This is a genomic window from Chryseobacterium flavum (genome assembly GCF_003385595.1).
In the GTDB taxonomy this organism is placed as follows: domain Bacteria; phylum Bacteroidota; class Bacteroidia; order Flavobacteriales; family Weeksellaceae; genus Chryseobacterium; species Chryseobacterium flavum.
The window spans coordinates 116498-143207 of sequence record NZ_QNUE01000009.1 but is presented as its reverse complement, the minus strand read 5'-3'; the positions used below and the strand labels follow the sequence as shown (position 1 = coordinate 143207).

The window sequence follows — 26710 nt, the reverse complement described above, 5'->3', positions numbered from 1 at the left end:
AATACAGAATCTTATATAATAAAGCCCGGAGAAATCCGGGCTTTTTAGCTTTACAATTTAAACCAATCGTTCCAAATTGAATTTATTATTATTTAGATTTTTTTAATTGCCTGTAAGGTTAATAATTGATTCTTATAAACTGGATTTTTATTAAAATAATTTTAAAATCAACATATTTATAAAATTTAATCTGGTTTTTCAAGGTGTTTTTCTTACATTTATTCTATGAATTTTGAAAGAGTAGGGCTTGTTTTATCAGGAGGCGGAACCAAAGGGATCGCCCATGCAGGAGTATTAAAATTCTTGAAAGAAAAAAATATAGAGATCGATATCCTTTCCTGCTGCAGTGCAGGATCTATTGTGGGGTGTCTTCATGCGGTCGGGAAAAGCCCGGAAGAGATCCTGGATTTTTTTAACTCCATTTATTTTTTCAACTGGAAGCATTTTACATTCAATCAGCCGGGGCTGGTTTCCTCTGTCATTTTCAGGAATTACCTCAGGCCTATATTCCGCAATATGAAATTGAAGGATCTTGACATTGAAGTGAAGATTGTGGCCACTGAGCTGGTTTCAGGAACTCAGAAGATCTTTGATGAAGACTTTGAAATTGTGGATGCCATTATTGCTTCCTGTTCAATACCGGGAATTACCACCCCTTACATTATTGGTGACGAAATGTACTGTGATGGGGGTGTCCTTAATAACTTTCCGGCAGATATCATCAGGGATGAATGTGATAAACTGATCGGGGTTTTTGTATCACCACCTCATGATACCAATATCAATGACTTAAAATCCATTAAAGCGATTGTCTCCCGTTCTTATGATCTCCTGTCATACAGAATAGAAAGAATAAAGTTCGATCATTGTGACTGGTTTATTTCTTCACAGAAACTATCTACATATGGTATGTTTGAAAGAAAAAAAGACCGGCTGGAAGAAATTTTTGAGATTGGTTATAAAGCAGCTGAAGAAAGCTTTGAAGCCAGTCATTTTCTTACAGAACTAAAAAAGTCAGGTACATAAACGTAAAAACTGCAATTTATAATTGCAGTTTTTTTATTGTAAGGATACGAATCCGGCAGCAGATGTCTTTAAGCCCTGTACTTTAATATTTAATGACCTGTCCGTCCTCACGTACAATTTCCTGTCCATTTTCATCACTTACCGTCAGGGTATACGGAGCTTTGCTGGCAGAATCAGTAAGGTAATTTCTCCAGACCTGGTAAGTATACCCCTGGTTGCTGAAAGTAAAATAATAATTTCCTCCCGTACCATCAGGAACAAGTTCTCCATCACTGATGATCATGCTTGGCTTCGCTGTAATCTTTGATTTGGCATTCCATGATTGGTAAAGATATTTACCGTTAGGCTGCCTGTCTATTCTTATTTTAAACTTTTTTGTTTTAATGATCACGGTCTTGGGAACTTTCTGGGAAGCAGAATAACAGACCACATCAGAGGTTAGGGGAATATCTGAAATTTCTTTGGCACTTACAAAAGAAAACTGGGCAATACAAAGTGCTCCTGATAAAAAAATCCTGATCATATTTTTTGGTTATTGGTTAACGCTAAGGTTTCATCAAATATGAAGCCATTGTATATGGATTTTAATCTTTCACAGGCACTTGCATGGTATAGCTGGAAAAAGCTTCCTCCAGACTGCTGAATTTACCTTTGAATTCATCAATGGGGCAGTCCTGAAGAATATTCCCTTTATGAATAAGAATGACCCGGGAACAAAGGGCTTCTACTTCCTGCATAATATGGGTAGACAGCAGAACTGTTTTTTGTTGTCCGATTTCTTTCACTACATTCCGGATTTCAATGATCTGGTTGGGATCCAGCCCGTTGGTAGGCTCATCAAGAATTAAGAGGTCCGGCTGATGAATAATGGCCTGGGCCAGTCCCACCCGTTGTTTATATCCCTTGGATAGCTGGCTGATTTTTTTAGATTTTTCAGGGGTAATTCCTACAAGTTCTATAACCTCATCAATTCTGGTTTCCGGAATTTTATGGATATTAGCCACAAACTGCAGGTATTCCTTTACGTACATTTCCAGATACAGCGGGTTGTTTTCGGGTAGAAAACCGATTTTTTTCTTAGTTTCGGTTTCATGTTCAGAAATATTTTGACCATTGAAAATGATTTCCCCCTGATCAATCTTCAATGCTCCTACGATGGATTTCATCAGGGTCGATTTTCCGGCACCATTAGGACCCAGAAGACCGATGATCTCATTTTTATCCATGGAAATACTGATATTGTTAAGGGCAGTCTGCTCACCAAACTTTTTAGTCAAATTGATTATCTGAAGCGGCATAATAAATAATGTCTTTTTGCAAAAATAAAATAAAAAAACTCATTCGCCGGAATGAGTTTTATAATATTTTGAAAATATAATTATTTTTTTGACTTTTTCTTTCCACTGTTTGCTGGGGCTGCTGTAGAGGCAGTATTAGACAGAGGCTTAGGATTTACCGCAGCAGCTTTATCATATAAAGCATACTTTCCGTTTGTTCTTCCAAAAATTTTATCAACCTGTTTTCTTGTCAGGAACTGGGACTTCCCGATATACTTCCGGTTTTTGTTAATGATCTGGATGAACTGTACAGTCTGCTGGCCATAGTTTTTTTCATAATGAAGCTCAATGATGTCATTAGGAAGTTCCAGGATGATATTCTCATCAGGAACAGCCGATACAAAACCATCTGTGATCAGTTTATAAAGCCCTGATACGTCTCCGTTCAGATTCTGAAAAGAAAAAGACCTGATCGTATTCAGATTGCTGGTATTCAGATCCTGGTAATTGATGGTAAATTTATCTTCTTTTTTATATAAACCAACGGAATTATCTTTACCAATTTCCACCAGGCTTTCATTTTTCAGCACTTTAATCTGTGAGAAAACTGAAATACTGAACATACATATAATAAGTAGAATTATTTTTCTCATGGAGTGAATTTTAATGTTTTATAAATTGGTGTATCTAAATTACTATAAAAAAATTAAGGGACAATTTTTATTAGTCAAAACAAAAGTAATACTTTTTTTTGAAATCCGTCAGAAGGCTTTATAATGCGGTTAATGAGTGATTTTTGGTTTTAATTGTTTGTTTATTAATCTGTTAACGGATTTTGTTTATCAGGCTTATTAATCGTCATAAAGGGAATTAAAAACAGGTGAATCTTCTAATCTGCTGAAAAACAGGTGGAAAATTATTTTATGAATTACCAAAATTAAAAATTACTTAAAGCAAGGTTAAACCTTAATGCGGAAAGTGAAATAATTAAACAGAATTGTATTTTGCGTGTTAATCTTTTGCAGTCTTTTACAGAAGCCTGTTTTTTGAAATGGCCGATACGAAAGTATCGAATTCCTGTTTATGGCTTCTTCCCACAGGAATCTGATAGGTGCCAAGAACAACTTCATTGTTATTAAAAGCCGTGATAAAAACTGAATTAATCATATAGGATCTGTGTATCCTTATAAATCCCCTGGAAGCTAAAGTAGCCTGTAAATCTGTTATTTTGCTTTTTGAAATAAAACTTTCCCCCGAAGCAAGAACCACTTTGATGTCATTTCCCTGACTTTCAAAATAAACAATTTCAGAAAGAAATACTTTCCGGTTCATGCCCTCTGTTCTGAGGACCATAAAATCCTGGACCGGATTATGGATATTCCTGAGTATCCGTTCTACAGATCTGAAAAAACGTTCAAAAGTAATGGGCTTTAAAAGGTAATCTACGGCTTCAAGCTCAAATCCTTCAATGGCAAAATCACGATAGGCCGTAGTGAATATGGTTTTAGGTTTTACGGGAAGAGATTTTAAAAAATCAATTCCGTTCAGGTGGGGCATCTGAATATCCAGGAACATCAGCTCCACAGACCGGGTCCGGATCAGCTGGTAGGCTTCCATGGCGTTTTCTGCCTTTCCGGTCAGCTTTAAATGATCTATTTTGGAAATATGGCTTTCCAGAAGTGTTGCTGCTAAAGGTTCGTCATCTACAATAATACAATTAATCATAGTGTGAAGGAGTGATTATTTCAACTTTAAAAATATTGTTTTCCCGGCAGATTCTGAATATAAAATCTGTGTGATAATGATATTCCAGTTGCTTTTTTATATTTTGAAGACCAATTCCGTTTTCATGCTGCACAATATCGTCACTGTATGTATTCTCTATCCTGAAAACTGAATGTTTATCATTGGTTTCCACCTGCAGTTGTATGGTTGTCTGACGGGCATTTTTGCCAACACCGTGCTTAAAGGCATTTTCTACCAGGGTAAGATACAGAAGCGGAGGTATGGTATTGGGAGCACGCAGCAGAATCTGTCTGTTAACTTTTACTCTGCTATGCTGGTAACGAAGACTTTCAAGGGCAATATAATCCTCAATAACGTCCAGCTCGTCCGAAACAGAAACCCATTTTTTTTCTCCTTTGTATAAAATATAATCAAGGATATCGGAAAGCTGACTGATCGATTGGGAAGTTTTTTCAGAATTATTAATGGAAAGGGAGTAGATATTATTTAAAGTATTGAACAGGAAATGAGGATTTAGCTGTGATTTCAATGATCTCAGTTCCAGCTCTGCTTTTTCCTTCTGCAGCCGGATTGTAGTTTCTTTTTCATCTTTATACCTGATCATGAACATCATTGAAATAAAGATAAAAGCTCCACTTATAATGGGAAAAGTATAATGAATTAAAAGGTACCTGAGATCTGTAAAGATACTGATGATGCTGTCCCTGGATTCATTAATGAAAAGAGGCTCAGCGATATACACAATGAAAAACCTGTTGATGACTGAAATAACATACAGACTGATAATAAGATACAGTGCGAATTTCAGATATTTTTTCCGGTCAAAAAAGTGTCTGATAAGAATAAAATAAATGAAATTGGCCCCGATAATCTGAAAGATCCAGTGACAGAAATTATAAATAACCGTTTTTTGAAACCCTTCACCATTATATTCTCCATAAATCCGTACGGTACCAAACAGAAATAGGGCAGTCCAAAAAAGCAGCTGGAAATAAATATTTTGCCTGAAATGAGTATCCGGACTATTTTTCATAATCCCCAAAAATATAAAAACTTATAGCATCCCGGGTGAATATAATGTCAAAGCCTGTAAAATAATGATGAATCACATGATATGACAGGCCGGTGACCTGTTTCATCATTGGTACTGCATTTCATGCCGTATGGATTATATTCAAAAAGGGATCTGGTTTTCCGTCAATATTTGCAACAAAAATAAAATGACAGAACATTCAGAAAGACTTCACGGTTTGGATCACTTAAGATCTCTGGCCATTATTTTGGTTTTAATGTATCATTATCGCATGTTTAAGCATCCGTTATGGCTTGAAAATGCAGGGAAATTTGGTTGGACGGGAGTTGACCTGTTTTTTGTTTTAAGCGGTTATTTAATATCAGGCCAGTTGTTTAAAGAAACGGAGAAAAAAGGACAGATAAACCTGAGGTTTTTTTATATCAAACGGTTCTTCAGGATCATTCCCCCTTATGCCTTTACGCTGTTTCTTTACTTTACATTTCCTTTTTTCCGTGAACGGGAGGCATTACCTCCTTTATGGAAATTTATTACGTTTACCCAGAATTTTGGATTGAATGTTATTGATGAGGGAACTTTTTCACATGCATGGTCATTGTGTATAGAAGAACAGTTTTATCTTTTTCTTCCTCTATTTCTTTTGTTTTTAAAACAGATAAGAAGGCTTAAACACCTGCCGGGTCTCATTTTGCTCCTAGTTATTTTTTCAAGCGGAATCCGCTGGATAGTATGGAATGAATTTCTGATATCAGGGAATGATAATTCTCTGGAATTCTGGAAATTATGGTATATGAAAATCTATTATCCTACCTATACCAGACTGGATGGATTGGGTATTGGTGTGCTGGCAGGTTACCTGATGCAATACTCGTCATGGTTTAAAAAAAATGTTCATCGCTATGGAAACCGGATTTTCTTTTTGGGAATACTGCTGTTAGGAATTTCATTTGGAATCTGTAATGATCCGGCTACAGAAAGAGCATCGGTATTCGGATTTACCCTGGTGGCTTTCAGTTATGGATTTATTGTGCTGTCTGCTGTTTCATCCTCCTCATTCCTTTCCCGTTACCGTTCCTATTTCACTGCGCAGCTGGCCGTTCTGTCTTACGCGGTTTATCTTTCCCATAAGGGAATTATTCATATGGTACAGGTTGGAATGGAGTACTTGGGAATGGAAACGTCGGGCAATATAAGTCTGTTTATTTGCCTGCTGTCTTGCATTGCAGGAGGTCTGGTTTACAGAATTATAATTGAAAAACCGTTTTCTAAACTTAAGGATAATCTTTTATACAGAAACAACAGAAAAATATAAAAAATTTTGATGTTTTATTTATTGTAGTAACCATTAAAATATATTCACATGATTACATGATTTTGTACATAATACCATAAATTATCATTTTTTTGATGATTATATCGCAGGGCAAGACAGGATTTGATAAATTAGCAACACGAATTGCTACCATTCAAATAATTAACAGTATGACTATGATGAATACCGGTGTTAAAGTTCAAAAGACAGTAAAAAGGCAACCGTTTGGAACGGTGAAAATGATAAGAACAGCAATGACTTCTGCCATGCTCCTGATATCCGCCACGGGTTTCAGCCAGGCTTCGGATTCCACATTTAACAATATTTACAGCCAGGTGAAGCAGAAGAATTTTTTTGAAGCCTACAGAATCTATCATCAGCCCGGTACAAAATTATCACCGGAATACCAGTATTTTACAGAAGCGATTCTAGATAATGCGTTTAACAAACCTGAAGAATCCAATCAGAAAATTTTACAGCTTGAGGGTGCAAAAACCAGACTTCCGGATTCACTCAGGCTTAAAATATCACATATCAGAGAAGATAACTGTATGAAGCAATATGATTATGCCGGAGCTAAAAAGGCCGTGCAGGAAACCCTTGATCACTATAATACTTTGCTTACGGAAGAGGAGAAAAAGGATCTGAGGAATAACCTTAAAATATGGACTGCCCTTGAAAATGAACCTCGGCAGAAAGTAATGATGAACGGAGGTACACGTCTTAAAATGGAAAAAGATGCAGCAGGATTAAAAAACCTGAAAATCGGGGTAGGAGAGGATATTATGAATTTTATTTTTGATACGGGAGCCAATATTTCCACAATTTCAGCCTCTGCTGCGAAACGTTTAAAAATGAAGATTATTCCAGCCGGAATTGATGTTGATGCTATTACCGGGATTTCTGTTAAAGCAGACCTCGCCGTCTGCAAAAAACTGGTTTTGGGTAATATTATCGTGGAGAATGCCGTATTTCTGGTTTTTGCGGATAATGCGCTCAGTTTTCCGCAGATCAGTTATCAGATCAATGGTATTCTGGGGTTTCCGGTGATCGAGGCACTAAATGAAGTACAGCTCACACAGGACGATTATTTTATTGTTCCCGGGACTGAAACGCAAATAAAGGCTTCATCAAATATGGCTATTGACGGGCTTACTCCTCTTGTTTTGATTGATGGTAAGCATTTTAATTTTGACACCGGGGCAGATCACACCATTCTTTATGAGCCTTTCTATCTGGAAAATAAAAAGGAGATTGATAAGAAATACCAGCCGGTTAAGATCAGTATGGGAGGGGCAGGCGGAAAAGTTGAGCATGAAGGATTTAAAGTGAACCACACCTTCCATATTCTGGATAAGCAGGTACCGCTTAAAAATATAAGTCTGCTGAAAACAAAAATAAATAAAGAAACGGTGTATGGGAATATTGGACAGGATGTTATTCGCCAGTTCCAAAAAATGACCCTGAACTTTGATCATATGTTTATCAAATTCGATTAAAGTTATCATAGGAAGAAAAACAAATCGCAAACATTTAAATAATATTAAACTGTTATCTGCTGTAGTTTCCTCTTGACCGCACAGATACCGGAAACACCAATTAAACATAATATCATAATAGAGTATGAAAAATAGACAAAAGACCATTCTTTTTAAAGATTCAGCATGTTTTAAATATCTGCAGAGAATGACTCCTCTTTACAGGTTATTAGTTTTTGGTTTGATTTTCTTTACCCATTGTACCTATGGCCAGGGTTCCAATATCGGACAATTTGCGATATGGAAAGCCAAAGATGGGCAGCTGCAGAGTTTTGAAGAAGGTTATAAGCAACATCTTAACTGGCATAAAACCAATGGAGACCAATGGGGGTGGTATGGCTGGTTTTTTATTTCAGGACCCCGGTACGGACAATTTGCAGATGCTACTTTTGATCATAGCTGGTCCGATTTTGATAAAGCCGTAAAGCCTTCAGATGATATGGCAGATAACAAATTGCATGTTTTCCCTTTTGCTGATGTACAGGCTATTTTTAAAGTAGCGGGTGTTCCAGGGGCCAGCAGTAACAATGAAATGAAAGCCAGGTTAGCCAGATGGGTCACCCTTACAACAGACGATCCTGAACAGGCTGTTAAAGTAAGTGAAAAACTCAAAGATTATTATACTTCAAAACAGATCAGGTTCTTTAAAACTTATCAGGTGATTGACGGCGGAGATACCAGCCAGGTCATCCTGATGCTTGGTTTTGATAATTGGGGAGAATATGCAATAAGCGAAGATCTTAACAGGAAAGTTGCTGAATTTGAAAAGAGCTTAAAAAGTAAAGCCATCCGTTCTGTTGTGAGTGAAACAATGATCTACCGTGCTGATCTGAGTTTTTTCCCGAATTAAAGGTTCTTTCATCGTTTCTCTAATTTTAATTCAATAAATAGCTCACGGGTATCATGTTCTGACTGAAGATACCAATGCCCTGTGATTTGGGTATCATCCTCGTTGATGATGCCTTCAAATATGATTCCTTCCCCTCTGATTATAAATGTATTTTCAGTTAATTCTCCGCGCATGATTCCATGTTCCCCTTTCGAATTAAAATATTGCATTTGTGCTGTATCGGGTATACTGTCTGGTATAATGATCTCATGGGTTTCCCCTTTTTCGTCACCCATCATAACATGGGCTTTATGTAGAATGAAATTTCCGTCAAGTATCCATTCATAGGAGTCTGTACCCCGGAGTTCCATGTTCCCTTCTTTAGTGATGATTTTACCTGATGTGTTCCAGGTTCCGAGAAGCCTTTTGAACCTGCTTGTTGTTACTGTACTCATTATTCCTCTGTTTTATCATAAGATAAAGATACATTATTAAGCTGAGTTTTCTTATGGCTCAGGTTATATCAGATTTCAAACTAAATGAATGTGATCAGCATCATAAGAATCAGGAGTCGTATTGTCTAAGTTTGAATTATAAATATCCTGAACCCCATGAGACGATGATCCCAAAAGGCAGATTGTTAATTATAAGAGGTGCAGATACGGATATCCAAAGTATTAAGGAATGATTATAAATTATTGCTTAAAGCAGGCTATGTATTAATTTAAAGAATATATTATGAATCCCAAAGGACGCTTATTAATAATCGGAGGTAAAGAAGACAGAGATGATGATGAGAACAGAGAAATGGAAAAGAAAAACTGTAATTTCTCACCTCATGAGATCCTGAAGCTCTTAGCTCAGTCAAAGGATGACCGTATTGAGGTGATTACAGCAGCAACCAGCGAACCTGAAAGCATGCATGAAATGTATGGAAAAACATTTTCAGAAATAGGTTACTCGAATTTTGATTTCCTTGATATTTGTGATGACAGGGAGCATTCTGATTACCAGTTAAAAAGGATTAAGGCTGCAAAAAGTATTTTTTTTACCGGAGGAGATCAGGAAAAGATATGTGATATCCTGAAACACTCGGTTTTAAAAGATCTGCTGATCGATAAATACATCAATGAAGAAGGTTTTACGATTGCAGGAACAAGTGCCGGAGCTATGTGTATGCCTGAAATAGTAATTCTTGAAGCCATAAACGGAGAAGCTATTCTGGAAAATGATATAGAGCTGGCTCCGGGGTTGGGTTTTATGGATAATTGTATTGTAGATACTCATTTTGTTCACAGGGCAAGATTTGGAAGACTTGCACATGCCGCGATTTTACATCCTGAATGTTGGGGAATCGGGTTGGGTGAAGACACAGCATTATTGATCGAAGAGGGTAGACATGCAATCTGCAAAGGTTCAGGTATGGTATGGCTTGTCAATGCGGAAAATATAGCTCAGACCAATGTCAAAACTGTAAAGAAAGGGACTCCTGTCTATGCCGAAAATCTTAAAATCCATATCCTGACGGATAACTGTAAGATTGATCTTAAGAAAGGGACATTTAAAGGGCAATAATTTAGCGGTGTTGTAGATGATATTAACTTCAATAATGAAAAAGAAAAATTCTCGGAATCTTTTTTATTTTCCGGCTTCCATCCGACTGGTTTAATACGGATATGCTCAACAATTAAGTTTAATGGTGATTTTGTTATAGGGGCACACAATCTCTTCATTATTATTTTTTTATAACTTGTTTTTCCTGATTTAATTCCATTTCCAGAAAATTAGTTATAATTTTGAAGTAACTTTATTGATACAGGCCTCCTGTTCAGTAAAGTATTTTTTTAATGGTTGAGTATTCACCGATTGCCAGAGATTATGATGAAAAAATATTTTACCTACATTTTGCTTTTAGGATTTCCTCTATTTGGATCTCAAAGCAGAGTTGCCGGCCAGTCCGGTTACCAGCAGAGCTGGAAATTATTGGAACACGAAAATGAATTGCTTGCTTTTGATGCTGATATCCAATTGTCTGAATCTGAGAAGATATTGGATCAAAAATTATTTCAATTAAGGAAACAGTTGCTTACAGATACTGAAAAACAGAAGATTTCTTTATTTAACAGCTCTTTTAATGAAATTAAGCCACTGATAGAAAGCAGTAAATTGTTCAGTGTGATTCAAGAGATGCCTAAAGGAGGTTTACTGCATACACACAGTGGAGGAGTAACCGATATAAAATGGCTGATTACAGCAGCAAGAAAATATAAAGAATGCTATGTCTATGATCATGAGGATCATGACCAGTTTATTTTTGGCCAGCTGGCTTTTTTTGAAAAAGGGAAAGTTCCCGAAGGATTTGTCAGTCTTGATCAGAAACTGGTCTCCAATCCTGATTTTGAGAAGAAATTACAGGAGCTTCTGACACTAAAAAGAGATCGTCTTTGTAATTACACAGATTATTGGATTGAATTTGAGAAACGTTTTAAACGGATCAGCTTATTGCTGCCTTATCGTCCTTTTTTTAAGGAATACTATCTGAAAGGTTTTCAGGATCTGGTAAAAGATAAAGTACAGCACGTGGAAATCAGGTTTATCTTTGACGAACTGTACGATTTTCAGCATGGAAAATACCCGTTGAAGACCTCCATTACAGATTTGCAGGATGTCCTGAAAGAAGTACACAAGACAGATCCCCGGTTTAGTTTGCAATTAATCTATTCAAGCTTTAAATTTTTTGATCCGCAAAATATAGATAAGCAACTTGATATTGCTTTTAAACTTAAAAAGGAATTTCCGGATATGATCTCTGGCTTTGACCTGGTTGCAGATGAGGCTGCCGGAAACAGCATCTATTCTTTCCAGGAAAGCTGGACAAAACTAAATGGACTTGCTAAAAAATACGGGGTAGAAATGCCTCTTTTTCTACACGCCGGAGAAAGCAATTCTGTTTTTAATAAAAATGTACTGGATCTTGCTTTACTGAATAATCAAAGAATCGGGCACGGACTGAATCTGGTTTATTTTCCAAAAGCAATGGAGCTGATAAAAAAACAGGATAAGTTGGTAGAAGTAAGCCCGGTCAGCAACCAGATCCTGGGCTATGTGAGTGATATGAGGAATCATCCTGCAAGAGTCTTATTAAGTAATGGTGTGCAATGTTCTATCAACAGTGATGACCCGTCAGTATATGGATATGAAGGTCTCAGCTATGACTTCTGGGTTGCTTTTGTGTATTGGGAACTGGATGTAAAAGCATTAAAAAAACTTGTTTTTAATTCGGTTAACTATTCTTCCCTTAATGAAAACAAAAAAAGAGAGGCTGTTGCTTATCTGAACAGGCAATGGGATGACTTTATCAGAAAAACAAACCGGGAATTAAATTAATAAATACTCCGGAAAAATAAAGACTCATGTCTGTACAAAAAACAGCATCATTAAAGCAATGATGCTGTTTTTATTGTATCATGTCCAGGGAGCAAAAGGAAATGTTTTATTCCATAATTCTGATCAGGGATATTTTTTCATATTGTGCTGAGCGGGTACCGGGATTTAGAAACTTTACTGAAAGCCTGGTAATCCGGTAATGATTCTCTTTGTCAATTAAGGTATATTTTCTTTTAAGACCAGCTAAATGTTCATCATAAATGACAAGGTAATCCCCTTTTTGCAGTGTATTTTCATTAATTCTCGGAGTATTCCGGCGGGTATAGAAATCAAATGCCCAGGCTTCGTAACCATTCAGCATAAAGATTCTGGATTTATCAATATTTTTTTTGTTGACATATTCCGCCATCCGGAGGCTTCCCTGGTACCGGGTAAGAACCGGATAGAACTGGGTATTCAGGTAAATATTGACCGCTATTGAAAATACCAACGAAATAAAAACATATTTGCTGAACATATTTTCTTTGCTGAAAATCCTGATCAGTAGATAAAGGTAAACCGCTGAAAATAAAATAAAAAAAAGAATATTTTCTATTCCGGTAAAGTACCAGGTCAGTAAACCTAAACCAGGAATGGCTGCAAAGATTACCACCAGCTGAATAATATAGAGAATTCTTAATTCTCCGATCCTGTTTTTTTTATAGATATTGAACAGGTAAGATGCTGTAAGGATAGAGAGAATAGGAATTAATCCGTTCAGGTAATGGGGCAGCTTAAATTTTGAGGCTGAAAAAAGGAGCATCACCAGCCAGAATCCTCCCAAAGTTAAGAATTCAACTCCTTGTATTTTTCTGAATTTATTCTTTATAAAAAAGGCTGTTTTCCCGGCAACTCCAAAATAAAAAGCCAGGGAGAATGGTAAAAATGCCCATAAGAGCGTATGAAAAAAGAACAGGTAATCCGGGCTTGTCTCTTTAAAGCCGCTTGCTGTAAGCCGGTTCATACTTTGGTTAAATAAAATAAATCGTATTCCTTCTGCTCCAAATTGCTGATGGTAAGCATATAAAACCGGAAAGATTCCGGCAGCAAAACTGATCACTCCCCAAATAATTCTTACATTGAAAAACTGCTTCCACTTTCCGGAGTACAACAAATAGGAAAAAATACAGAATCCTATGATCACTACAGCCATCAATCCCTTTGAAGAGAAGGCCAGGGCAGCTCCCAGTCCTGCAAGAAGTATACTCAGGTTATTTTGAGTTTTAACGAACTTTACAAACTGCCAGATGGAAAAAATAATAAAGCCTGTAAGAACGGCATCTGTTCTTACATCATGAGCAGAAAGAATAATGGTTTGGGCTGAAAGGAAAATAAGGGAAGCTATATGTCCCATGTTTTCATTATTGTACAGCAGGTCCGTCAGTTTCCGGGTAGAAAAAGCTCCCAGGAGTAATGCCAAAAGAGCAGGGATCCGGTAGGCGATATGGTTGATTCCGAAAATCTTCATTGAAATAGCAGCCAGCCAGAAATGCAGGTGAGGCTTATCAAGGTATGGGTCATCTCCCTTATAGATATTAAAAAAGTCATGGTTTAAAGTCATTCTCATAGCCATAGAAGCATGTTGGGCAGCGTCATTTTCCATAAGCGGAATAAACAGGCCTGAGAGATATACTATAGAAAACCCAATGTAAAGAAAACGTAATTGAGGAGGCGGTAATAGTAACATTTTGTTCATCTTGAAGGATCTTTTTTTTGATAATTTTACTAAAGCCCGCAAAGCAAATTTAAATAAAATCTGTTAAACAAATAATAATGGATTATAACAAATTTTACTCTTTGGTTGTCCCTATGTATAACGAAGAGGGGAATGCTGCACTCATAATAGACCGGATCCGGGAAACGATGAACGGTTTTCATTATGAGCTTATTCTTATTGATGATAATTCCAGGGACAGGACTGTCAGGGAAATTACAGAGAAAAATGATCCTGATGTAGTTTTGATCCAGCTGAAAAGAAACTACGGCCAGAGTTCTGCAATGATGGCCGGATTCGACTACGCCTCGGGAGATTATATTATCACATTGGACGGGGATCTCCAGAATGATCCGGCTGATATTCCGGCTATGATCGGTTTACTTGAAGAAGGAAACTATGATCTGGTGGTCGGAAAACGCCAGAACCGCCAGGATTCCCTGCTCAAGACGGTCCCTTCCGGAATAGCAAATTTTATTATTAAAAGTACAACAAAGCTTGATATTTCAGATCAGGGCTGTGCCTTGAAAGTGTTCAGGTATGAAACAGCAAAAGATCTGAACCTATATGGTGAGAATCATCGTTTTATCAGCCTTATGGCACATCTGAACGGTGCCCGTATAGCGGAAATACCTGTCAGGCATCACGCAAGGCAATCCGGGGTTTCCAAATATAAGATCAACCGGACTTTTAAAGTTATTAATGATCTGCTTCTAATTTTATTTAACCAGAAATATCTTAGCAAGCCGATCTATCTGTTCGGGAATATAGGATTGATTGCTTTTACGATAGGAATGTTTATTAACGGATATCTTTTAATAGAAAAAGTAATGGGGCATGATATTGGGGGGAGACCATTGCTGGCTTTAGGAATTCCTCTGGTATTTATTGGTATCCAGTTTTTTACAACAGGAATTATCATTGATATGTTAATGAAAACCTATTATGAGTCTCAAAGTAAACGACCCTTCAGTATCAGAAAGATCACCAGCTTCAGAAAGAAAAAAGAGCATGCGGAAAATATGTGTTAATATTCTGAAAGTTTTGGTCAGTGTTGCTCTTCTGTATTTTGTTTTCAGGAAAATACCATTTCATGATATTGCAAAAACCTGGTCTGGGGTCAATGTTGGGTATGTTATTGCCGGAGCAGTCTTTTTTCTGGTTTCACAGGTGCTGTCTGCCAAAAGGCTGGAATTTTATTTAAAGGCCAATAATTTTGACCTGGATTTTAAAAATAATGTAAAGCTGTACTTTCTGGGAATGTTCTATAATTTTTTTATCCCCGGGGGAATAGGAGGGGATGCTTATAAGATTTACATCCTTAATCAAAAATTCAGCTGGAATGCAAGGCAACTTACTTCATCTATCTTCAATGACCGTCTGAACGGTTTACTGGCTATAGGTGTTTTAATGCTCATCTTTATTATGTTTCTGATCCCTGTTCAATGGATTCCCGGAGCCATTATATTTATTTTGGCAGGAGTCCTGCTGGTGTTTCTGATCATTAAAAAATTATTTCCAGTGTATCAGCCGATTCTCTTAAAGACACTTTTTATTTCAGTTTTAATCCAGGGGCTGCAGAGTATTTGCTTTCTTTTTTTATTGGAAAGTCTGGATGTCAGCGGAAATTTCACCATTTATCTTATTATCTTTTTAGGAAGTTCAGTGTTAAGTTTACTTTCCTTTGCAGGTATAGGAATAAGGGAGTTTCTGTTTCTTCAGGCATCGAAATATTTTGATTTCCATGTATCAGTTTCGGTTTCGACTTCCTTACTGTTTACGGCTGTTACTGCTTTTTTTTCTATTTTGGGTTTATTGTTCATGTTCGGAAAGAATGATGTAAAAGAGTGTAGCATATAAAGTCAATGATCCAATACATACATTCCATAATTAATATAATAGGTTAAGTCAGCCGGTTATTTTTAAATTTACTGGGAATAACATGATATTGTCTTTTAAATGCCGCTGAGAAATGCCTTGGGTTTTTGTATCCCGTCAGCTCTGAAATTTCACTGATATTAAGATCTGTATGTAAAAGCATTTTCTTTGCCTGTTCCATTTTGATGGTATTCCAGAAATTAAATACGGTGGTCCCGAAGATTTCCTTGAAGCCTTTTTTTAAGGTAAATTCATTGGTTCCTACCTGATGGGCAAGGTCAGTTAAAGATCGGTACTGGTCAATATTTTGAACCAGATAATCCCGTACGGCATATATTTTATCCTGATCTTTTCCAGAAAGGAATGGCTTTGGGCGCTCATTCTTAAAAAACTGCTCAAGCTGCAGCAGGAGGAGCTCTATAATTTTGGCTTCAAGAAATATTTTTTTAAAAATTCCTGTTCTGCTGCAATTTATAATATCATTTAAAATCCGGTACATTTCAAAGCTGATGCGGTGATGTTCCGGATGGATCAGACAGGAGCGCTGTTTCTCGATTGAATTTCTGAATGTATTGAATATTTCTGAATGATCAGGAAGAAATCTTTTGAAAAAATGAGGGGACAGGTTGATTTCCAGAAACTGCATTTCAGGACCTTCAAACTCCATGCTTCCGCACATCTGATGAGCATAGATTATATTATGCTGGGCATTGTCAAAATGCACTGTTTTGTGGAAGTTCCCGGAAACAGCCGTAGTCTTCCCTTTAAGGGTAAAATGCATCTCTACGCTGTCGGAATCACTTTCAAGATGCAGCAGCACTTTGTTACGAAGGGCTACGGTACCAAAGCCAATATGAACATTTTTAAAACAGATCTCATGATACTTCCCGCTTCCATAAGGAGACTTAAGATCGGTAACGCATTCCATGATCTTATCATTATTGTTAAAATAAGTGTCGGGATACTCTTTTTCAATGAATATCTGTTTGGTGCTTCCATTGTGCAGACTTACAATCATGTGTTTTCTTTTTTGATTAGAAATTCCTTTTTGCGGACTTTTTATTCCTTCTTATATACCTTGTAAACAGGTTTTGCAGGTTATTTTTGCAACAAATATAGTAATTATTTAGAATGATTCTTAATAACACTTGTGTAATCTCATAATACAGAGATTGGGTCCAAAATGTAAAACCAAAATAAATTATTAGAAATTATGAACTATTCAAACCAAGTAAAATGGTCTTTTGTTGCAGCAATAACAGTATCTGTATGCTGGCTTGCCGGAGACATTTTTGTGGCCGGATTTGATCCGGACCCTGCTGATTATCCGTTATTTTCACAAACGTATGCAGACCAGGCAGATATTGAGCTTGCCACCCTGATGCTTGAAGGATCTACTCCGAGATTGATGTTTGGGGCTTTGATCGGGGCCCTTACCGCTCCGCTGCTGCTTCCTGCTACCTGGCTGGTATATCAGTTTTTTAAAGATAAGGAAAAAAAATATGCTGTTTTTGTGTATTGGGTTTTGCTGACAGGTGCGGTCTTATCTCCTTTAGGCCATGCCGTATTTTTTTATGTAGGAGAGATCTATAAAGCAGTTTATCATACAGATCCTGTTTCGCATCCTTATCTTTTGGAAACAGGGAAGAGCTTTATGAAAATGCTGAATATTGCGTGGGGATCGGCTATTGGAGTTCTGGCAATAGGCTGGATTTCGTTTGCCGTATGTATTGTTCTGAATAAAACCCTGCTTCCATGGTGGATGGCTTTCTTTACCCCCTTTGTCCTGACCTTACTTATAATTCCTGTAAAAGATCTCCTGCCGCTTCCTTATTCAGGATGGGTAGGCGGAGCGGTATTTAATATTGCTTATCTGATCTTTTTCAGTTCATTACTGATCTTTTTCAGAAAAAAACTGATCAATACGATATGATTCATCAGTATTACAACAGTACCTTAAAATACCTGAGGTACTGTTGTTAAGTGGTAAAATATATCCCTCACAGCTGTATGCAGAATAAATGCAGGTTTTTTTCTTCAAACAGGTTATATTTGTAGTGTCTGAAAACTAATTGAACAGGCAACAGCAATATGGCAGCAACCGGAAGTAAAGAAATCGCTGAAAATACTGTAACAGAAGAGGAAATCCGATCTTTAGCAGAACTTAAGCCCGGCCCTATCGGTATTTTTGATTCCGGCTATGGCGGTCTCTCCGTATTTAAGGAGATCCGGCAGCTGCTCCCTCAATATGATTATATTTATTTAGGAGACAATGCCCGTGCTCCTTATGGCACACAATCATTCGAAACGGTGTACAATTATACCCGGGAATGTGTATTCAAGCTTTTCGAACTGGGTTGCAATCTGGTCATACTGGCCTGCAATACTGCTTCGGCCAGGGCTTTACGGACAATCCAGCAAAATGATCTTCCTCCGGGAAAAAAAGTGCTCGGGGTCATCAGGCCCACTACCGAAATTGTACATCGTTATACAGAAACTCATTCAATAGGCATCCTGGCTACTACCGGAACAGTAAAGTCCGAATCCTATACCATTGAAATCAATAAGTTTAATCCTGAAATTACGGTATACCAGCACGCCTGCCCTCGTTGGGCATCATTGGTAGAGAGCGGGGAAATCAATACCGCAGAGACCGGTTACCAGGTACAAAAAGATATAGAAGCACTGCTGCAGCAGTCAGAACAGATTGATGCTATTGTGCTGGCATGTACCCATTATCCTTTATTATTGCCTGTTATTAAGAAGTTTGTTCCCGGTCATATCAGAATTATTTCTCAGGGACCTTTAGTTGCCCGGAGTTTAAAAGAATACCTGAACCGGCATACCGGGCTTGAGTCCTGTTGTTCAAGAAACGAAGAATCTGTGTTTTATACTACAGGTGATGCCGGGGATTTCGAAATTAAAGCCAGAATGTTTTTCGGACAGCCGGTAAAGGCAAAGCATATTAGCGTTGTACAGGACCTGAAGCTTCAACGTTAGAACCAAAAGAAGGTTTTGTCACAACATTCAAGGATTGGAGATTTCATAGTCCATCCTATTGATGGAATAAAAAAAGCAATTAACAATTACACCTAAGTGATTATGATGTTAGTGTGCTAATTCTATGAAATTTGGTATTTATGGAATAGTTAGGACAGCAGGGAAAATAACAGGAGAAAAAACAGCAGAAGTTATTATTGTTGCAGCTACAGATGGGCAAAGGAATTAAAGATATAAGAAATGCAGAAGATCCTGAGTTAGAAAAAACAAAAGAAGATTAATAGGATATCATTTATAAATTATAGAGTGTTCCTGACAATTAGAGGTTATAAGCACCTTCTTTTGTAGGAACCATACGGCTCTTATCAAAGGTTATTCTCCTCCAACAATGGGAGAAGGAAGAACAGGAGGGCAACCAATACGAGATTTTTCTTATTATCCATCACGATTTATAAAAGAAATTAATATGTTAAAACCTACATTCTTAAATATATGCATCTTTTTGTTTACAAAATGTATAATATTCTATTTTTTCTTAATGATAATAAACAATGATTTTACAATGTTAAAGGGTGTTTTCCATATAAAAAATGGAAAAGATTTGTTTTATTATCTATGGATAGTTTTAGTATTTCCAATTCTTGATATAGTATTTTTCTCTCTTCCAATTTATTATTCTCTAAAAAAGAAAAAAATATGGTTGAGTGTAATTTTTGCTTGCTTTATCATTGAATATATTCTTTTTGTTTATAGTAAAAAAAATATAATTAATACAGATGCGATTGCTAATTTTATCATTAGTACTATTTTATTTACTTTATTTTTTTACAGAACTATCTGGATAAAGTTTACAGAATCATAACTTATAAATAAGAGACGAGGAATATATTGTATTGGAAAAACTAATAGTTCTCAAACACCAGGAAAAAAAATTTCAGATTTACCGGATCCAAAAGCAGATATTTCAAAAGGAATATTATTTTTGAATACTTGTAATTCTAATAATCCTGATGCTGCTCCAATGACTGAAGGTACAACATTAGCAAGAGGGTTTAGCAGGGATACTGATGTTGGATATGTTAGAGGCACAAACAAGAAGGTAAATTTTAATGGTTCGGGTCAGGCAACTACTCAGTGGTATTATGGCGGAGTTTGGCAATACTTTCAAAATGGTAAACAAAGTAGTAATCCGAATGCTCCAAAAACACATTTTACTGTACCTAAACATAATTATTAAATATGAAAAAGCTAACTTTAGTAATAACTTTATTATTTGTTGTTCTTTTAATTTTCTATTTCATTAATAAAGAAAAAAAAGTAGAGACTGAATTTGTAGGTGAATGTAATTTTAAAATTTTTAACGATTCTCTTTTTAAAAAATCATATTTTCATGAGAGTTTTGGATATATTATATCTGATTATGATTTAAAAAATATTGGAATTGATGTAAAAGGAAATAATGAACTAAATAAAAAAGATGAATATATCTTTACCATGTCTTTTCCAATGAAAAAAGCAGTAGAATATGATGACGGAATTGATTATGTTAAAAAAACTCCTATAAAGATTGAACTTGATTCAACAAAGAGTACAAATAAAATATATGTTTATCGTTTGAAAAACCAAAATAAATATAGACTTATATTACCATAGTCTACCCTTTCTCTTGCGCGAGTGTCTTGCCCGGATGTTTTTCAGGCAATCATATACAGGAAAATATCAGCCTTTATGAAAGTTGGGAGTAGTAAACAGGTAATTAATAATTTTATTCAAGAAATGAAGAAAAAGTATAATATAACAGTTACAGTTATTCAATAAATATTAATATGAAATCAATACTTAAATATATTTTTGTTGATATGCTACTAATGCTAATCTTCATTATTGTTTGGTATTTTTCCTGTTTTTTATTAGGCTATGCAAATAATAGTGAAAAACATCAATATAAAATTTGGGTTTTCTATTCTATTATCATTTTATTGCATTTTATTTTATCGGTAATAATATTGAAAAGAAAGCATTTAAGTTTTTTTTATGTATTTGTTAATTTTTTAGCATATATTCTTATAACAATATATTTATATAATTATACATAAATAAGAGTGTTGTTGTGCGTGTGAGGAAGTAATAGTGTAGCAAAAGCAGCAACTAAAATGATATCAGATAAGATCAATGAAATTAGAAAACCCATTAAGTTTTAACGTTAATATAAAGCTCCCAAACGGAAAAGAAGTTTTGTATTTAAACACATATGAAATTTGTCAAGGATGCCCTGAGGTTGGTAAGCTGTCCATTGATGGAAACATTATAAAAAAAGAAGTGTTTGGTGGGCCATTACTATATAACAATGGATTTATTTATATCCCTTGTTTTAAAAGAAGATGGTTTGACTCAGGATTTTATTTAGCTAAAATAAATACTTCTACTTTAGAAATTATTTTAATATCAGATATGTATCAGATAATTGACTTGATAAAAATAGAAAATTTTACCATTTATTTTTACGATAATTTAGAACAAAAAGAGATTCGAGAAGTTTCTTTTTAGTAATAATAAAAGCCACTGCTGATTCAGTGGCTTTTATGTTTAATAAGAATCTTGAATTTTTATATTTTTAGTAATAAATGATGGAAAAGCTAAATAGTTTACGAAAACAGCGGGGCAATGGATTGAGTCATGGAACAACTAACAATTTCGCTGATGCAAGAAGAGTATTACCATTGCCCAATAGCAGTGGTTTTTACATTTATAATCATCAGTATTTTTTGTAACAGAATAAACAGAATCCAGTCACATCACTCAATTAAAACGATCTATTTTTTTGGGTTCAATGAAAAATTATCCAGGTAAACAGCCTGATGCACGATATTCAGTAAGACTTTTATACCTAAATGGGTTTCTTTTTTTACAGAAATGGTAAATGTTTTTTTCTCTCCTGTTATTTTGGAAGGTTTGGCGATGGTAACAAATGATTTTGCATCAGAAGGGCTGGCTGCTGAAAAGACTTCCAGTGTAGTTTCACCTCCGTTGTCTGAAATATCAAGGCTGAGGGTGTAGGTTCCGGGTACAATTTTGGGAGTCACTAAATACATATTTTCTCCGGGGCTGTACATGGAGTAAAATATAATTCTTTTGTCGCTGGCATAGAGCATGGCTTTTCCTGAGTTGGCTGTCCAGCATTTATTGATGTCTTTCCAGGTATCAAAATTTTCTGCTAATGCGGAGACGCTTTTACACTGTGCTTTTGCTGTTAGAAATCCCCCCAGGGTAATGATTCCTGCAACTATGAGTCTTTTCATATGTTATTATTGTATTGTGATGTAAAAATACTTAAAAAGAGGATACCCTCAGTATTCCAGGCTGACAATGTATTGGAAATTCCGGAAATAACCTTTTTAAAATGACAAAAAGTAAAATTCACGGGCATAAATAGTACCCTTTTGTGTTATTTCCCCGCAAACACATGCGGTGTAAATTTGAGTAAACCAAAACAAATGACACGATGAAAACACACAACATTGATTTAAAAATCCTGATCTGGGGAAGCATTTTTGATTGCCAGGTTACGGTTGAAGGGCATCCGGTAGGATTATGGGGAAAAGGAAAAACAGCGGACGGGCAATTGTATTTACAGAGAAGTCTGCCGGATTTTCCTACCGATCATGATATTAATTTTGTTCTTATAGCCAGGGGAATAAACGGGGCAAAAGCAGATCTCGAAATCAGGATTGATCAGAAAACGGTTAAAAATATATCCTGTAAAATAAGCAATGGGATAGGAACCATATCGTATAACATAAAAACACTGCTTGAGTCATGAAAAAGATCGCTTTTTTTATTGTTTTGTTATGGGGATCCCATATCAGTTCCCAGTCTTTGTTACAGACCTCAGACGGAGTGGAAATTGTGAATAATAATATGAATGTTACCCATGATATTTTATTGGGAAATGTCAATACATCAGATGAAAGTTTACAGCTGAAGGCTATTTTAGCATTAAAAAATAAGACCCGTGTTCTGCCTTCAGAATACTTTACTTTTACGGTGAAGGGAAAACCGTCCGGAGGAGTGTCCAAACTATTTTCCGGGGGTGATTTTAATGTTAATTCCAATTATAAATTAGGATTTAATCAGTTAGGGCTTTTCTCGGATAAGTCGATGAACAGTACCAGTTCCTTTTTTGATTTTTATTCCGTTGAATATGAATTTGCCCTGAAGAAACACGTATTATATAAACCGGTAAATCCCTATGACCAGCAGATAGATAAATTTACCTTTAAAGGCCATTCTGTAACCTTTAATTATAATATGCTGTTTAAAGGAAAACATCTTGTAACCTCTATCGTCGGGTTCAGCAATACCAGTAATTATGATGATCTGGATGATATTGAGATAAAAGATTTTACCTTAATGAATAGTCCGGATTTCAGTGGTCAGAGAGAGGCCGGTAGTAAGCTGAATGCCAAAACCGGTGAGTACAGGGAATACAATACCATACCCCTGAGGCTGGCCTACACCTATCTTACTTCCGAAGAAGAAGAGAATAAAGACAGGTTCAAGATTGGTTTTACGGTCTATTATGCAAACAATATGGGAAAAGAAAAACCGGTCTCTAATGTGGGTGGAATCGTTTTTTTAACGAAGCAGGATAAAGTTTCCGGGGTCAGGAATCCTGTTTTGGGAATTGTGGTTCAGGGTAATGATATTTTTAATGTTAAAGACAGTGGGGACAGCTTTGGCAAAAGATTGAGTATTGGCTTAACCTCTACGTTCAATTTACTCAACTTCTGATCAGCAGTCATGAGGTGTTGAGCCTTTGTTAAGATGGCTGATAGGGAAGTGTAATGCATAAATTTAATACAGATTTAATGTTAAGGTGATCTGAATAAAAATGGAATCCGATAGTTTCGTGGGCGATTGACAAATTATCAAAATGTATTCAACCTTGTTACACCCCTGAAAACTAACTATGATTCGAAAACAATTACTTGTGTGGATGCTCATGCTTACGGTAGCGGGCACCGGATGTCAGAATAATGACATTGCTTCTGTTTCAGCGGAGGAAGAACGTCCTTCAAAACTTAATACAGGCAGAACGGCTGAAGAGGTAAGCGTTAATGCTTATGTGGATACCAGTACGTATATCAGCTCTGGCTTCAGCTTTTTAAATCCTGCGCAGGTCAATAAAAACCGGCAGGCGATTGGCGGAAATTCTTATACTGAGGTCTACGGATTCAATATCCCGGAAGAAAACAGGGTAAGGGGGATCCGTTGGAATACGGATGATGAAACCACATCCATCTGGCGTCCGCAGGGTATTGCAGGATTTACCAGGAATGGGGTGCGTTACCTGCTGGTGAGCTGGTATGCAAAAGATGATGCTGAATTTAAAGGTTCCCGCATTACGCTGATTGATATCAGTCCAGGTTCAGCTACTTACCTTACCTACCGGCATATCCTGCTGGTGCAGCCGAATATTCCGACTGGTACCACTACCTATACCCAATATGGTACTTACGCTCCACTGAAAGTGCATGCCGGTGGGATTGCCTATTTTAAAGGGAAGATTTACCTCAGCAGTACAAACCTGGGTGTCAGGATATTTGATCTGGATAAAATTATTGAAGTAAGCACAGGTGACACTACCAGTGGCAAATGTGGTAAAGATGCCAGCGGGAATTTATATGCCTTCAATTACCGGTATATATTGCCTCAGACGGGATATCAGCAGATCAATAATGCCAGCCCTTTTTCCACCATACAGGTTAATGAGGAAGGGACACAGCTCTGGACGGGTCAGTACTATGCCGGCAGTGCTGATGCATCCATTGTACCTAAAGTATTTGGCTTTCCTGTGGATGCCAGCGGAATGATGCAGAATTCAGGGATTGTTACTGTAGCGCCTAAAAACAGCCTTTTTGCGGATAACCATGCCCATGGTATCCAGGGGGTATTCCGGAAAGGAAACAGGACATGGCTTTCCTGTACCGGGTCGCCAAGCAATTCTTATGGGTCCAATGCAAGGCTGGCACGGTATACCGATGGAGCTGATGATACGGTACGTTACCGTTGGCCGTATGGTGCGGAATCCCTCTATTATGAAGCCACTTACGGATATTTATGGAGTCTCACGGAATATGAACCCAATGCCGGGGCTCAGAATGGCAGCCAGGTGAACCGTTGTATATTTGCCGTTGATTTTTCTAAGTATGAATAGTTGAAATAGAGTAGCAGCCTGAGAAATAAAGAAGCATCATTGTTTGAATGATGCTTTTTGTTTTTATTGATGAATTCCTGCAATCACCCAAAGGAAAAATAAATTTCACATGCTCCAGGTCCGGAAGCTTCGGGGACCAGGCAGAGGAATCTTTTAAATGATGAGGATTGAAATTTTACTAATAAAAATATTCTGAAAAAAGTTAAAATTAACGGAGAAGGAACCACACTGTCGCAGCAATTCCGGCATAAGCAGCAACCGTAATAATATCAGCGATGGGTTGTGAGAAGCGTTTTTCTGCAATTCTCTCGCCATTGATCTGGTTTTTATGGAATTTCAGGATCTTTTTAGGCTGATGAACAGGGTGTGCAACCAGGCTGTCACTTTCCCAACGGTCAACGATTATTTTATAGCTCTTGCCGTCAACATCAATTTTTACATTTTTATTGGGTGACAGTTTTTCCTGGATATTGACAGGAACAGGAGCCTGTTGTGCATTTGGGTTTTGAGATCCTGCTGTATTTTTCATTTGCGGAGAAGCGTTATTAGCAAGCTTATTGTCAGCTGCCGGATCTGCTTGTTTTTTTACCTGGTACGTATAGCAACTGGTAAGGGAAAATAATATAATGGTGAAATAAAGATTCTTTCGCATTAGCCAAATTTAAGAATTAAACGGAATATTTGGAATTTTCTTTTGAAAGATAGTGTTTTTTGAAAAAGATCTGGACTATATCCTGTAAAATATCCTTCGCTGCCACGCAATTATATCATGTGGTTTATTGAAGAATATCCAATCAGATTATAACTATATTTGTAGCAGCCAACAAAATAAAAAAATGAAAAATAATATCCCTGAGATTAAACTCAGACCCACCGGGGAGACTGATCTGGAACTTTTATTTCAGTTTCAGCTTGATCCTGAGGCTAATCATCTGGCTGCATTTACCTCGAAAGACTCAACAGACAAAACTGCCTACTTCACCAAATTCAAAAAATTGCTGGCAGACCCTACGATCAATAATCAGACTATTCTGGCAGATGATGTTATTGTGGGAAGCATTGCAAAATTCATTCTGGAAGGTGATGCGGAGATTACCTATTGGCTGGATAAAGGTTTTTGGGGTAGGGGCATAGGAACAAAGGCCTTACAGGAATTCCTGCATTTAGAAAAAACCAGGCCGTTATTCGGAAGGGTAGCATTTGATAATTATGGTTCACAAAGGGTGTTGGAAAAAAATGGCTTTGAAGTCGTAGGTTCAGATTCCGGATATGCAAATGCCCGAAAAGAAGAGATCACCGAAATTATTTATAAGCTCACCTAGGGTATCCTTCCCCAACCACTGATCATACTGGTAACTACACGGAAGAACTTGTGCATATACCATCAATAATTTCCTGTACAATCTGTTTTATCATGAGTGTGATTGTGGTCTCCGCAGCAACCTGGTTGTGTCCCCGCTTCACATGCCCGAAACCATATCCTTGGTTGCGGGTAACGGTACGTATTATAGCATCACGTTTGCCAAGGTAAGGATGGTTCCTGTACTCGGCATTATAAATTAACGCTGCTGTCTAAACCCTGAGAATGGCAAACAAACTGGATATGCAATTAATAATAAAGTAATTGTTATCGAAAAGTATAATGACAGCACTTATAAAGTCCAATCAGGCTATTTTGAGGGCTACATGTGGGTTGGCTATTTCTAAAAACTAA

27 protein-coding genes are annotated in these 26710 nt (G+C 36.7%); 17 read left to right on the top strand and 10 right to left on the bottom strand.

Annotation, left to right across the window (positions count from 1 at the left end):
• Positions 1–225 precede the first annotated feature (225 nt).
• Complete coding sequence (locus DRF59_RS12815) at positions 226–1026, top strand: patatin-like phospholipase family protein (protein WP_115960614.1); 801 nt, start codon at positions 226–228, stop codon at positions 1024–1026.
• 82 nt (positions 1027–1108) lie between these two features.
• Here DRF59_RS12815 and DRF59_RS12810 read toward each other — a convergent pair whose 3' ends face one another.
• From DRF59_RS12810 to DRF59_RS12790, 5 genes are all read right to left on the bottom strand, one after another.
• On the bottom strand, positions 1109–1549 hold the full coding sequence (locus tag DRF59_RS12810) for a hypothetical protein (protein ID WP_115960611.1): 441 nt from the start codon (positions 1547–1549) through the stop codon (positions 1109–1111).
• Positions 1550–1610: 61 nt separating this feature from the next.
• Entirely contained in the window at positions 1611–2324 is a 714-nt protein-coding gene (locus tag DRF59_RS12805) for an ABC transporter ATP-binding protein (protein ID WP_115960608.1), read from the bottom strand.
• 80 nt (positions 2325–2404) lie between these two features.
• Positions 2405–2956: a hypothetical protein gene (locus DRF59_RS12800; RefSeq protein ID WP_115960605.1), complete on the bottom strand. Its 552-nt coding sequence runs from the start codon at positions 2954–2956 to the stop codon at positions 2405–2407.
• Between the two features lie 376 nt (positions 2957–3332).
• Positions 3333–4028 carry a LytR/AlgR family response regulator transcription factor gene (locus tag DRF59_RS12795; protein WP_115960602.1) on the bottom strand — a complete coding sequence of 232 codons (696 nt, stop codon included), beginning with the start codon at positions 4026–4028 and terminating at the stop codon, positions 3333–3335.
• Positions 4021–5082 (bottom strand): sensor histidine kinase, encoded by a 1062-nt coding sequence (locus DRF59_RS12790; RefSeq protein ID WP_115960599.1) that lies wholly within the window; start codon positions 5080–5082, stop codon positions 4021–4023. The genes DRF59_RS12795 and DRF59_RS12790 overlap by 8 nt, the downstream gene beginning before the upstream one ends.
• A 187-nt stretch (positions 5083–5269) precedes the next feature.
• On the opposite strand from DRF59_RS12790, the gene DRF59_RS12785 reads away from it, so the two are divergent.
• The 3 genes from DRF59_RS12785 to DRF59_RS12775 all read left to right on the top strand — a co-directional run bounded on the left by DRF59_RS12785 (position 5270) and on the right by DRF59_RS12775 (position 8782).
• Complete coding sequence (locus DRF59_RS12785; protein WP_115960596.1) at positions 5270–6394, top strand: acyltransferase family protein; 1125 nt, start codon at positions 5270–5272, stop codon at positions 6392–6394.
• Positions 6395–6489: 95 nt separating this feature from the next.
• Positions 6490–7893, top strand: coding sequence for a retropepsin-like aspartic protease (locus tag DRF59_RS12780; protein ID WP_115960593.1), 1404 nt, complete (start codon positions 6490–6492; stop codon positions 7891–7893).
• Between the two features lie 124 nt (positions 7894–8017).
• Complete coding sequence (locus DRF59_RS12775; protein ID WP_115960590.1) at positions 8018–8782, top strand: hypothetical protein; 765 nt, start codon at positions 8018–8020, stop codon at positions 8780–8782.
• Positions 8783–8790: 8 nt separating this feature from the next.
• Here the strand turns inward: DRF59_RS12775 and DRF59_RS12770 are convergent, their stop codons facing one another.
• The gene (locus DRF59_RS12770) at positions 8791–9216 is read right to left on the bottom strand and encodes a hypothetical protein (RefSeq protein ID WP_115960587.1); all 426 of its coding nucleotides are present in this window, start codon (positions 9214–9216) and stop codon (positions 8791–8793) included.
• 283 nt (positions 9217–9499) lie between these two features.
• Between DRF59_RS12770 and DRF59_RS12760 the strand changes: the two genes are divergently transcribed.
• Together DRF59_RS12760 and DRF59_RS12755 are read left to right on the top strand one after the other, a co-directional pair.
• Positions 9500–10336 carry a cyanophycinase gene (locus tag DRF59_RS12760; protein ID WP_115960581.1) on the top strand — a complete coding sequence of 279 codons (837 nt, stop codon included), beginning with the start codon at positions 9500–9502 and terminating at the stop codon, positions 10334–10336.
• Positions 10337–10639: 303 nt separating this feature from the next.
• Complete coding sequence (locus tag DRF59_RS12755) at positions 10640–12148, top strand: amidohydrolase family protein (RefSeq protein ID WP_115960578.1); 1509 nt, start codon at positions 10640–10642, stop codon at positions 12146–12148.
• A gap of 106 nt (positions 12149–12254) precedes the next feature.
• Here DRF59_RS12755 and DRF59_RS12750 read toward each other — a convergent pair whose 3' ends face one another.
• A complete protein-coding gene (locus tag DRF59_RS12750) occupies positions 12255–13874 on the bottom strand; it encodes an ArnT family glycosyltransferase (RefSeq protein ID WP_157967456.1) in 1620 nt (539 codons plus the stop codon).
• Positions 13875–13960: 86 nt separating this feature from the next.
• On the opposite strand from DRF59_RS12750, the gene DRF59_RS12745 reads away from it, so the two are divergent.
• Both DRF59_RS12745 and DRF59_RS12740 read left to right on the top strand, forming a co-directional pair.
• Positions 13961–14932 (top strand): glycosyltransferase family 2 protein, encoded by a 972-nt coding sequence (locus tag DRF59_RS12745; RefSeq protein WP_115960572.1) that lies wholly within the window; start codon positions 13961–13963, stop codon positions 14930–14932.
• Positions 14913–15761, top strand: coding sequence for a lysylphosphatidylglycerol synthase transmembrane domain-containing protein (locus DRF59_RS12740; protein ID WP_167456675.1), 849 nt, complete (start codon positions 14913–14915; stop codon positions 15759–15761). Before DRF59_RS12745 ends, DRF59_RS12740 begins: the two co-directional genes overlap by 20 nt.
• Positions 15762–15804: 43 nt before the next feature.
• Here the strand turns inward: DRF59_RS12740 and DRF59_RS12735 are convergent, their stop codons facing one another.
• Positions 15805–16797 (bottom strand): helix-turn-helix transcriptional regulator, encoded by a 993-nt coding sequence (locus DRF59_RS12735; protein ID WP_115960566.1) that lies wholly within the window; start codon positions 16795–16797, stop codon positions 15805–15807.
• Positions 16798–16992: 195 nt separating this feature from the next.
• Between DRF59_RS12735 and DRF59_RS12730 the strand changes: the two genes are divergently transcribed.
• The 5 genes from DRF59_RS12730 to DRF59_RS12705 all read left to right on the top strand — a co-directional run bounded on the left by DRF59_RS12730 (position 16993) and on the right by DRF59_RS12705 (position 21326).
• Positions 16993–17712, top strand: coding sequence for a DUF6796 family protein (locus DRF59_RS12730; protein WP_115960563.1), 720 nt, complete (start codon positions 16993–16995; stop codon positions 17710–17712).
• A 158-nt stretch (positions 17713–17870) separates the two neighbouring features.
• Entirely contained in the window at positions 17871–18779 is a 909-nt protein-coding gene (gene murI / locus DRF59_RS12725; RefSeq protein WP_115960560.1) for a glutamate racemase, read from the top strand.
• Positions 18780–19761: 982 nt separating this feature from the next.
• Positions 19762–20016 (top strand): hypothetical protein, encoded by a 255-nt coding sequence (locus tag DRF59_RS12715; RefSeq protein WP_123873687.1) that lies wholly within the window; start codon positions 19762–19764, stop codon positions 20014–20016.
• Positions 20017–20018: 2 nt separating this feature from the next.
• Entirely contained in the window at positions 20019–20432 is a 414-nt protein-coding gene (locus tag DRF59_RS12710; protein WP_115960551.1) for a hypothetical protein, read from the top strand.
• Positions 20433–20951: 519 nt separating this feature from the next.
• On the top strand, positions 20952–21326 hold the full coding sequence (locus DRF59_RS12705; RefSeq protein ID WP_115960548.1) for a hypothetical protein: 375 nt from the start codon (positions 20952–20954) through the stop codon (positions 21324–21326).
• 266 nt (positions 21327–21592) lie between these two features.
• On the opposite strand, the gene DRF59_RS12700 is transcribed toward DRF59_RS12705, so the two are convergent.
• The gene (locus DRF59_RS12700) at positions 21593–22078 is read right to left on the bottom strand and encodes a hypothetical protein (RefSeq protein WP_115960545.1); all 486 of its coding nucleotides are present in this window, start codon (positions 22076–22078) and stop codon (positions 21593–21595) included.
• Positions 22079–22281: 203 nt separating this feature from the next.
• Between DRF59_RS12700 and DRF59_RS12695 the strand changes: the two genes are divergently transcribed.
• The 3 genes from DRF59_RS12695 (at position 22282) to DRF59_RS12685 (ending at position 24996) form a co-directional block, all read left to right on the top strand.
• Entirely contained in the window at positions 22282–22599 is a 318-nt protein-coding gene (locus DRF59_RS12695) for a hypothetical protein (protein ID WP_115960542.1), read from the top strand.
• Positions 22596–23570 carry a hypothetical protein gene (locus DRF59_RS12690; RefSeq protein WP_115960539.1) on the top strand — a complete coding sequence of 325 codons (975 nt, stop codon included), beginning with the start codon at positions 22596–22598 and terminating at the stop codon, positions 23568–23570. The genes DRF59_RS12695 and DRF59_RS12690 overlap by 4 nt, the downstream gene beginning before the upstream one ends.
• A 178-nt stretch (positions 23571–23748) precedes the next feature.
• Positions 23749–24996 (top strand): hypothetical protein, encoded by a 1248-nt coding sequence (locus DRF59_RS12685; RefSeq protein ID WP_123873686.1) that lies wholly within the window; start codon positions 23749–23751, stop codon positions 24994–24996.
• Positions 24997–25204: 208 nt separating this feature from the next.
• Here DRF59_RS12685 and DRF59_RS12680 read toward each other — a convergent pair whose 3' ends face one another.
• On the bottom strand, positions 25205–25648 hold the full coding sequence (locus DRF59_RS12680) for a hypothetical protein (protein ID WP_115960533.1): 444 nt from the start codon (positions 25646–25648) through the stop codon (positions 25205–25207).
• Between the two features lie 184 nt (positions 25649–25832).
• Here DRF59_RS12680 and DRF59_RS12675 point away from each other — a divergent pair, with 184 nt between their 5' ends.
• Positions 25833–26318 carry a GNAT family N-acetyltransferase gene (locus DRF59_RS12675; RefSeq protein ID WP_115960530.1) on the top strand — a complete coding sequence of 162 codons (486 nt, stop codon included), beginning with the start codon at positions 25833–25835 and terminating at the stop codon, positions 26316–26318.
• Positions 26319–26710: the final 392 nt, after the last annotated feature.

Bases quoted from the DNA above. Each gene is read 5' to 3' on its own strand.
- DRF59_RS12760 (WP_115960581.1), top strand. From the start codon at position 9,500: ATGAATCCCAAAGGACGCTTATTAATAATCGGAGGTAAAGAAGACAGA.
- DRF59_RS12785 (WP_115960596.1), top strand. From the start codon at position 5,270: ATGACAGAACATTCAGAAAGACTTCACGGTTTGGATCACTTAAGATCT.
- murI (WP_115960560.1), top strand. From the start codon at position 17,871: ATGGCAGCAACCGGAAGTAAAGAAATCGCTGAAAATACTGTAACAGAA.
- DRF59_RS12780 (WP_115960593.1), top strand. From the start codon at position 6,490: ATGATTATATCGCAGGGCAAGACAGGATTTGATAAATTAGCAACACGA.
- DRF59_RS12705 (WP_115960548.1), top strand. From the start codon at position 20,952: ATGAAATTAGAAAACCCATTAAGTTTTAACGTTAATATAAAGCTCCCA.
- DRF59_RS12710 (WP_115960551.1), top strand. From the start codon at position 20,019: ATGAAAAAGCTAACTTTAGTAATAACTTTATTATTTGTTGTTCTTTTA.
- DRF59_RS12770 (WP_115960587.1), bottom strand. From the start codon at position 9,216: ATGAGTACAGTAACAACAAGCAGGTTCAAAAGGCTTCTCGGAACCTGG.
- DRF59_RS12805 (WP_115960608.1), bottom strand. From the start codon at position 2,324: ATGCCGCTTCAGATAATCAATTTGACTAAAAAGTTTGGTGAGCAGACT.
- DRF59_RS12690 (WP_115960539.1), top strand. From the start codon at position 22,596: ATGAAAAAGATCGCTTTTTTTATTGTTTTGTTATGGGGATCCCATATC.
- DRF59_RS12730 (WP_115960563.1), top strand. From the start codon at position 16,993: ATGAACTATTCAAACCAAGTAAAATGGTCTTTTGTTGCAGCAATAACA.
- DRF59_RS12775 (WP_115960590.1), top strand. From the start codon at position 8,018: ATGAAAAATAGACAAAAGACCATTCTTTTTAAAGATTCAGCATGTTTT.
- DRF59_RS12750 (WP_157967456.1), bottom strand. From the start codon at position 13,874: ATGTTACTATTACCGCCTCCTCAATTACGTTTTCTTTACATTGGGTTT.
- DRF59_RS12685 (WP_123873686.1), top strand. From the start codon at position 23,749: ATGATTCGAAAACAATTACTTGTGTGGATGCTCATGCTTACGGTAGCG.
- DRF59_RS12745 (WP_115960572.1), top strand. From the start codon at position 13,961: ATGGATTATAACAAATTTTACTCTTTGGTTGTCCCTATGTATAACGAA.
- DRF59_RS12680 (WP_115960533.1), bottom strand. From the start codon at position 25,648: ATGCGAAAGAATCTTTATTTCACCATTATATTATTTTCCCTTACCAGT.
- DRF59_RS12810 (WP_115960611.1), bottom strand. From the start codon at position 1,549: ATGATCAGGATTTTTTTATCAGGAGCACTTTGTATTGCCCAGTTTTCT.
- DRF59_RS12735 (WP_115960566.1), bottom strand. From the start codon at position 16,797: ATGATTGTAAGTCTGCACAATGGAAGCACCAAACAGATATTCATTGAA.
- DRF59_RS12700 (WP_115960545.1), bottom strand. From the start codon at position 22,078: ATGAAAAGACTCATAGTTGCAGGAATCATTACCCTGGGGGGATTTCTA.
- DRF59_RS12800 (WP_115960605.1), bottom strand. From the start codon at position 2,956: ATGAGAAAAATAATTCTACTTATTATATGTATGTTCAGTATTTCAGTT.
- DRF59_RS12790 (WP_115960599.1), bottom strand. From the start codon at position 5,082: ATGAAAAATAGTCCGGATACTCATTTCAGGCAAAATATTTATTTCCAG.
- DRF59_RS12795 (WP_115960602.1), bottom strand. From the start codon at position 4,028: ATGATTAATTGTATTATTGTAGATGACGAACCTTTAGCAGCAACACTT.
- DRF59_RS12675 (WP_115960530.1), top strand. From the start codon at position 25,833: ATGAAAAATAATATCCCTGAGATTAAACTCAGACCCACCGGGGAGACT.
- DRF59_RS12755 (WP_115960578.1), top strand. From the start codon at position 10,640: ATGATGAAAAAATATTTTACCTACATTTTGCTTTTAGGATTTCCTCTA.
- DRF59_RS12740 (WP_167456675.1), top strand. From the start codon at position 14,913: ATGCGGAAAATATGTGTTAATATTCTGAAAGTTTTGGTCAGTGTTGCT.
- DRF59_RS12815 (WP_115960614.1), top strand. From the start codon at position 226: ATGAATTTTGAAAGAGTAGGGCTTGTTTTATCAGGAGGCGGAACCAAA.
- DRF59_RS12695 (WP_115960542.1), top strand. From the start codon at position 22,282: ATGAAAACACACAACATTGATTTAAAAATCCTGATCTGGGGAAGCATT.